Here is a 6,770-nt window from a genome sequence, read left to right as displayed (position 1 = left end):
GGCCCGGTGGTGGTCCGCCACCGGGCCGGCCGGACGTGGACGAGCGGACCTGTACGACCGGACGTGAACGGCCGGACCTGGACGAGAGGAGCCCGCAGGCATGCAGCTGCCCTGGGACACGATGCTGCGTTACCTGAAGTACCACCCGCGCTGGTTCGAGGGCGCGAGCAGCCGTCGGCCGGACAGCACCCATCTGGCCGCCTTCCGCGCGCGGATGCCGGGCGACTGGCGGCTGCGGCGCTTCGGCCACTGGTTCGTCGCCGACCCGCCCGGCGCCCCGGAACTCGGCCAGGGCTGGAAGCTGCACGTCTCCGCCACCTCCCGCACCAGCGCCGAAACCCTGCGGCACAGCCTGCCCGTGCTGCGCGACGCCGGGGTGCGGTTCAAGTTCCTCGTCGACCCCGCCGAGGTGCTCGAGTTCAACAGCAAGTCCTTCTCGCGCGAGTCGAGCGGGAAGTTCATCACCGTCTACCCGCCGGACGACGATACCTTCCACGCCGTCGGCCGCGCCCTGACCGAGGCGCTGAGCGGGTTCGAGGGGCCGTATGTGCTGTCGGACCGGCGCTATCCGGGCTCACGTGTCGTCTCGTACCGCTACGGCGGGTTCACCAGCCGCTTCCGGCTTCAGCCGCTCGGCCTGCTGGAGCTGCTGATCGAGGCGCCCGACGGCACCCTGGTGCGCGATCTGCGCACTCCCTACTGGAGCATGCCGGAGTGGGCGGTCGACCCCGTGACCGGGCAGGGTCCGCCGGCCGGCCCGTCGCCGGCCGAGGCCGAGGGCACCCGGCTGCTGAACGGGCGGTACGAGATCTCGAGCGCCCTGATGTTCAGTAACCGCGGTGGCATCTACCGGGCCGTCGACACCGTCACCGGAGCCGACGTCGTCCTGCGCGAGGCCCGGCCCGGCGTGCAGATCGGACCGGAGGGGATCGACGCCGTCGAGCTGCTGCGCCACGAGTACGACCTGCTCGTCGAGCTCGCGGACACCGGGTACTTCGTGCGGCCGCTGGGCTTCTTCCGGCAGTGGGAGCACTCGTACCTCGTCGAGGAGTGGGTGGGTGACGAGTACCTCGGACTGCTGACCACCACCCAGAACCCGGTCTTCGAACTCGACCCGACACCGGCCCGGCTGTCCGACTACTACCGACGGCTCCAGGGGCTGTGGCTCCAGATCGCGGACGCCGTCGCCGTGTGCCACGAGCGCGGCATCGTGCTCGGCGATCTCTCCCCCACCAATGTGATGATCACCGCCGACGACCGGATCCGCATCATCGACCTGGAGTCGGCCTTCCACGAGGGCGTCGACCGGGGGGCCGGGCTGTGCACTCCGGGCATGGTCACCCGGCGCGCCCTGACCGCCCGGCGCGGGGACCGCCGTACCGACTACTACGCGCTGGGCGGACTGATGCTCGGCACCATGATCGCCTGCCAGCAGAACGACATGATCGACCACGACGTGCCGCTGCGCGTGCTGGCCGAACTGGCCGAGGACCTCGCGCTGCCGCCGGAGCTGGTCTCCCTGGTCGAGGAGCTCTACAGCGAGGACGAGCGCCTGCCCGATCCGGTCGAACTGCGACGGCGGATCGCCCGGCTGCCGTTCGCCACCGCCTGGCGGCAGTCGCCGCCTCTGGCCGGCCGCCGTCTGCCCGACCCGGAGCGCACCGCGCGGCTGCACGGGCGGATCGACGAGACCCTCGACGGCGTCGTCGACTACCTGAACGGCACTGCGGACACCTCCCGCGCGGACCGGCTCTTCCCCGCGGACGTCCTGGTGTTCGAGACCAACGGGCTCTCGCTCGCGCACGGCGCCTACGGCTGCCTGTACGCGCTGCACACCCTGGGGCGGGAGGTCCCGGACGCCTTCCTGGCATGGTCCCTGACCCGTCCGACCCATCAGGACGCGCTTCCGCCCGGCCTGTACTACGGCGCCGCGGGCGCGGCCTGGACCCTCTCCGCGCTGGGCCACCGGGACCAGGCGGTACGGCTGCTGCGGGAAGCCGGCGGGCACCCGCTGCTGCACACCGAACCCGGCGTCCTGACCGGCGCGGCCGGCCACGGCATGGCCTGTCTGCGGCTGTGGCGGGACCACGGGCTGCCCGAGTTCCTCGACCGGGCCCGGGAGATCGGCGACTGGCTGGCGGCGACGGCCCGGCGGGAGGGCGGAAAGGCGCACTGGGCCGACTCGGCCGACCGGGTGCCGGTCGGCTACGGGTACGGCGCCTCCGGCGTCGCGCTCTTCCTGCTGGCGCTGCACTCCGCCACCGGCGACGAAGCGGCGCTCGAACTCGGCCTGTCCGCGCTGGACTTCGACCTGGGGCTCGCCTTCCCCTCACTGAGCGGGGTGCTGTCCTTCCCCTCGTTCCACGACGGCGACGGCCCGCCGGTGCGCCGCCACTACTGGGACGAGGGCACGGCGGGCGTGCTGACCACGCTGCTGCGCTACTGGGACGCCACCGGTGAGGAGCGGCTGCGCAAGGAGGCGGAGCGCCTCCTCCCCGACGTCCGTCGCAAGTACACCGGCCTCACCCAGCTGTTCCACGGCGTCAGCGGCATCGGCAACGCCCTGCTGGACGCCTACGAGTTCCTCGGCGACCCGGAGCTGCTCGGCGACGCGGAGCGGGCGGCGGAGTCGGTGCTGTGCCACGCGGTACGGCGGCCGGAGGGCATCGTCTTCCCCGGCGAGCAGGCGCTGCGCGAAAGCTGCGACCTGGCCACCGGATCGGCGGGCGTCGCCCTGTTCCTCGACCGGATCCGGCACGCCGCGCCGGGACTGCGCACGAACAGCAACTTCGTCCTCGACGACCTGCCGGCTCCGCCGCCCGGTCCGGGGGTCGCCGTATGACGGCCACGGCCCCGGCGGCACAGGGCCGGGCGGGGGTGCTGCGCCACAACCGCGACTACCGGCTGCTGTGGGCGGGCCAGGCGCTGTCCGGCTTCGGCTCCTCGATGTCGGCGGTGGCGCTGCCGCTGGCCCTGCTGGCCGCCGGATATCCGACCACCTCCGTCGCCCTCGTCGGCTCGGTGCTGGCCGCCGCCGGGCTTCTCGTACGCATTCCGGCGGGGCTGGCGAGCGACCGCTTCGACCAGCGTGGACTGCTGATCGGCGCCGACCTCCTCCGTCTCGCGGTCGTCGTGACGCTGACGCTGTGTGTGCTGGCGCGGCCGCTGCCCCTGTGGCTGGCGCTCACCGCGGTGGTGGTGTCGGTGAGCGCCTCCGAGGTGTTCAAGCCGTCGCAGTACCAGCTGATCCGGCAGGTCGTCAGGCCCGAGGAGATCCCGGCGGCCGTGTCGCTGAACCAGGCTCGCGCCTACGCGGCCGAGATGGCCGGGCCGGCCACGGCGGGCCTGCTGATCGGGGTGTCCGTGGCGCTGCCGTTCGCGGTGGACGCCGTGACCTTCCTGGCGTCGGCGGTCTGCATCGCGGCGACCTCCCGCGCGGTCCGGGCGGCGCCCCCCAGGACGCCGCGCGCGAAGGGCGCCGTGCGATGGGGGCCGCCGCCCGGCTTCTGGCAGGAGCTGACGGTGGGGCTGCGGCACCTGGCCCGGGACCGGTTCCTGCGCCGCTCCACCGTCATCTTCAGCGGGCTGACCGTCGCCTTCACCATGTTCGGCTCGGCCCTGCTGCTCGGCGTGGGCCGCGAACCCGGCGGCGCGCGGGCCGTCGGCTGGGCGCTGAGCACCGCCGCCCTGGCCGGTCTCCTCGGCTCCCTCGCCGCTCCCCGCCTCCAGCGGGCGCTGCCCCTGCCGGTGCTGGTCGCGACCGGTCCGGCGGTCGCCGCCGTCCTGCTGGTCACGGCCTGGGCGAGCGGCAGCACACTCGCCTTCGTCGCCGCGTTCTCGGCGATGTGTCTGCTCGTCCCCGCCATCAACGCCGCCGTCGTCTCGGTGATGGCCACCACGATCCCCGCGGAGATCTACGGCCGGGTCACCACCGCCAACGACTTCGTGGTGCAGTTGCTGCAACCCTGCGCGCCGCTGGCCGCCGGAACCCTGCTGGTCGCCTGCTCGCTCCCGGTGACCGGCCTGGTCCTCGGCGCCGGTTTCGCGGCGCTCGCGCTGCTGGCCCTCGCTCTGCCCACGCCGGAGCGCACCCGGACCGCCGATCCCGCCGATCCCGCCGATCCCGCCGAGCAAGCCCGGAGTGAACCATGACCGGTTCCGCACAGTCCGTGGACCTTCTCCTGTCGCGTGTCGCGTTCTCCGTGCTCGAACGGGGCGGGCATCTCGGCGGGACGACCGCGGAGCAGGCCGTCCAGGACGTGGTCGACGTGGCCAGGACCGCCGAGGCGCACGGCTACCACCGCGTCTGGGTCGCCGAGCACCACGCCGCGGGGAAGAGCGCCAGCAGCGTTCCCGCCGTGCTGATCGCGCACATCGCCGCACTCACCGAGCGGATCCGGGTCGGCTCCGGCGGCGTCATGCTGCCCAACCACCCGCCCTTCACCGTCGCCGAGCAGTTCGCCACCCTCGAGGCCCTCCACCCCGGCCGTATCGACCTGGGCGTCGGCCGTTCCTCCGGCGGATCCACCCAGGGCCACCGGCTGCTGGAGGCCGCCCTGCGGCGCGCGCCCGACGCGTCCGCCCGGTTTCCCGAGCAGGTCGACGAGCTGCTCGGCTTCCTGCACCACCGAGGCCCCGAGCGGCATCGGTTCCACGCCCTGCCGCTGACCCCGCACACCGCGGGCGTTCCCGAGGTGCACGTCCTGGGCGCCGGCGAGAACAGCGCGCGCCTGGCGGCGGAACGGGGTCTGCCCTTCGCCTACGGCCACCATCTCAGCCGTACCGTCAGGCGGCCGTCGGCGGTGGCCCGCTACCGCTCGGAGTTCCGGGCCGGGCCGGACGGCACCCGGCCCCGGCTCCTCGTCTCCGTGCAGGTGGTCTGCGCCGAGACCGACGAGCTGGCCGAGTCCCTGGCCCTGCGGACCGCGGCCTACGTCGTCGCCCACTCCGATCTCGCGCCGGACGGTCCGCTGTCCTCGGCCCGTGAGGAGTCCCTGGCCCGCGAGGCGCTGGAGGAGTACGCGGTCGTGCACGGGGCCCCGGCCAGGGTGGCGGCCGAACTGGAGTCACTGGTCGCCGAGTTCGGCGCGGACGAGCTGATGATCGCCCCCTTCGAGCTGACGGGGGCGGCACGCTGCCGCACGCTGCGCCTGACCGCCGCGGCCCGTCGGGTACGGCCGGCGGAACGGACCGCCCGCTCATGACGGCGCCGACGACCGGGAGCGCCGAGGCCCTCGCGCCGGACCGGCTGCGCGGGGTCCTAGGCCGGTTCGCGACCGGGGTGACCGTGCTCACCGCGGGCCGCGAGGCTCCGCGGGGGATGACGGCGAACTCCTTCACGTCGGTCGCGCTGGACCCGCCGCTCGTGCTCGTCTGCGTGGCGCGCGCGGCGCAGCTGCACGAGGCCGTACTGGCGGAGCGCCGCTTCGCCGTGTCCGTCCTCGGTGCCGGGCAGGTCCGGCTGGCCCGGCACTTCGCCGATCGCCGACGCCCGCGCGCGGGGCGTGAGTTCGACGCGGTCGACACCTTCCGCGGCCGGTTCACCGGCGCCCCGCTGCTCTGCGGCGCGCTCGCCTGGCTGGAGTGCTCCCTGGCCGCCGTCCACGACGGCGGCGACCACTCCATCGTGCTCGGGTCGGTGCTCGACGCCGCGCACGGAACCCAGGACGAACCGCTGCTGTACTTCGGCGGCGGCTTCCGCCCCTGAGCAGCCCTCCGCACCCGAGCGACCCCGGAGCGCCCCATGACCATGGCCCTGCCGCGCCCGCCCTTCCTCGTGTCCGTGCTCGAGATGGGGGCCCGGCTGCCCGGGACCTCCGCCGAGCAGGCCGTCCAGGACCTGGTGGAGTCGGCCCGTATCGCCGACGCCCACGGCTACCACCGGATCTGGGTCGCCGAACACCACTCGTCGCAGCGGACGGTGAGCGGAGTGCCCGCCGTGCTGATCGCGCACATCGCCGCACTCACCGAGCGGATCCGGGTCGGCTCCGGCGGCGTCATGCTGCCCAACCACCCGCCCTTCACCGTCGCCGAGCAGTTCGCCACCCTGGCCGCGCTGCACCCCGGCCGCGTCGACCTGGGCCTCGGCCGCTCGCTGGCCGGTCCGGCGGCAAACGGCCTGCTGGAGGAGGCCCTGCGCCGCGATCCCCGGGGCGTGGCCGACTTCCCGGCACACGTCGACGAGCTCCTGGGCCTCCTGCGCCGACGCGGGCCCGACCGCCGCCGCTTCCACGCCCTGCGCGTGGCCCCGGCCGCCGCGACACCGCCCGAGGTGCACGTCCTGGGCGCGAGCGAGAGCAGTGCCCGGATCGCCGCGGAGCGCGGACTGCCGTTCGCGTACGGACACCATCTGGGCCGGTCCAAGTGCCGGCGGGCCGCGCTGGAGCGGTACCGGGCCGCGTTCGAGCCGGGGCCCGACGGCGGACCGCCGCATCTGGTCGCCGCGGTGAACGTGGTGTGCGCCGGCACCGACGAGGAGGCCGAGGCACTGGCGTTGCGGACCTCCGCGCTGCTGGCCGGCCCCCAGGACCTGTCGGCCGCGGTCCGGTCGAGCCGTCTCGCCCTGCGGATCCTGGAGGAGAACCAGGTGGTGCGCGGCGCGCCGGCCCGGGTGGCCGCCGAACTGGGGTCACTGGTGGACGAGTTGGGTGTGGACGAGGTGATGGTCACCCCGTACGAGCTGGCGGGCCCGGCGCGTCACCGGACCCTGCGGCTGACCGCGGACGCGCTGCGCGCGACCCGCCGCGCGAGCGCGCGGACTGCCTGACACC

General features: G+C 74.4%; 5 protein-coding genes. All 5 read left to right on the top strand.

Annotated features, from left to right (window positions below; translation table 11 throughout):
* Window positions 1-100: 100 nt before the first annotated feature.
* The 5 genes from lanKC to ACFWBD_RS22690 are packed head-to-tail and all read left to right on the top strand — an operon-like array spanning window position 101 to window position 6,766.
* Complete coding sequence (lanKC, locus tag ACFWBD_RS22710) at window positions 101-2,842, top strand: class III lanthionine synthetase LanKC (protein WP_385669543.1); 2,742 nt, start codon at window positions 101-103, stop codon at window positions 2,840-2,842.
* A complete protein-coding gene (locus ACFWBD_RS22705; protein ID WP_385669540.1) occupies window positions 2,839-4,152 on the top strand; it encodes an MFS transporter in 1,314 nt (437 codons plus the stop codon). Before lanKC ends, ACFWBD_RS22705 begins: the two co-directional genes overlap by 4 nt.
* A complete protein-coding gene (locus ACFWBD_RS22700; RefSeq protein ID WP_385669537.1) occupies window positions 4,149-5,204 on the top strand; it encodes an MsnO8 family LLM class oxidoreductase in 1,056 nt (351 codons plus the stop codon). The genes ACFWBD_RS22705 and ACFWBD_RS22700 overlap by 4 nt, the downstream gene beginning before the upstream one ends.
* A complete protein-coding gene (locus ACFWBD_RS22695) occupies window positions 5,201-5,707 on the top strand; it encodes a flavin reductase family protein (protein WP_385669534.1) in 507 nt (168 codons plus the stop codon). The genes ACFWBD_RS22700 and ACFWBD_RS22695 overlap by 4 nt, the downstream gene beginning before the upstream one ends.
* Window positions 5,708-5,743: 36 nt before the next feature.
* Window positions 5,744-6,766, top strand: coding sequence for an MsnO8 family LLM class oxidoreductase (locus ACFWBD_RS22690; protein ID WP_385669531.1), 1,023 nt, complete (start codon window positions 5,744-5,746; stop codon window positions 6,764-6,766).
* Window positions 6,767-6,770: the final 4 nt, after the last annotated feature.

The sequence above is a fragment of the Streptomyces sp. NPDC060002 genome (assembly GCF_042737245.1).
Taxonomy (GTDB): domain Bacteria; phylum Actinomycetota; class Actinomycetes; order Streptomycetales; family Streptomycetaceae; genus Streptomyces.
This window is presented reverse-complemented; position numbering and strand designations above follow the sequence as displayed.